Raw genomic sequence first — 920 nt, 5'->3', positions numbered from 1 at the left:
TTTTTCCGCAAAAGCACCACGTGCTTCCAACGCCACCTCTTTAGATGAGGCTTGATACACCATTTTAAAATCATCACAGACTTCCTTACGATCATCGACACGCACTTTGTGACTGATATTACGGGAAACGTGTACACAACAATGTTGAAAACGAGCTTTGGGATAGAACCGACTAATCGCTCCTACCATCCCCTTTAAGCCATCCGTGATGAACAGGAGGACATTTTTCAAACCGCGCTCTTGAAGGTCCAATAAAATTTCCTCCCAAATCGTGATGGATTCAGTCGGTGCAATCGCATAGCTCAATACTTCCTTTGATCCGTCCGGGCGAATGCCAACTGCGATATGAATAGCTTCCTTGGCGACGGTTTTCCGCTTTAACGGAATATACGTTGCGTCCATATAAATAGCAGCATAACGGTCATGAAGCTCCCGCCCTTTAAACGCCGTTACCTCTTCTGTAAATGATTTTGTTATATTGGACATGGTTTGGGGCGTGTAGTAATGCCCATACATTTTCTCAATCAAGTCTGCGATTTCCGACATGGTAATACCTTTTCGGAAGAGGTGAATGACGGTCTCCTCTAACGTGTCATTCGTCCGTCTATAAGCAGGAACAGTCTGTTGCTTGAACTCACCATTGCGGTCGCGCGGAATCTGGAGATGAAGTTCCCCATACTCGGTCTTGACCGTACGGTCATAGGAGCCGTTACGAGAATTACCCGTGTTAAAACCAATGCGATCATACTTTTCGTAATCTAGGAAAGCCGTTAACTCCGTTTTGAGAAGCGTATTGACTGCTTTCTCCAAATGGACACGGAATAATTCATTCAAATCGCCTTTGTTCGCTAGAGTCTTTAGAATTTCTGTAGTAAAATCGTTCATAGGGAAGTCCTCTCTTCTGTGAATGTGTTGTGGTA

Annotated in this window: 1 protein-coding gene; it reads right to left on the bottom strand. The window is 44.5% G+C overall.

Features of this window, described 5'->3' with window-relative positions; all coding sequences use genetic code 11:
• Positions 1-885, bottom strand: an 885-nt coding sequence (locus tag ACTFWY_RS17780; protein WP_161667620.1) for an IS256-like element ISLgar5 family transposase, incomplete at its 3' end; no start/stop codon positions are given.
• Between the last annotated feature and the right edge of the window lie 35 nt (positions 886-920).

The organism is Enterococcus sp. 125944 (genome assembly GCF_051909435.1).
Taxonomy (GTDB): Bacteria; Bacillota; Bacilli; order Lactobacillales; family Enterococcaceae; genus Enterococcus_D; species Enterococcus_D gallinarum.
Note: the sequence above shows the minus strand (reverse complement) of the source record. Positions and strands in the feature narration are given on the sequence as shown.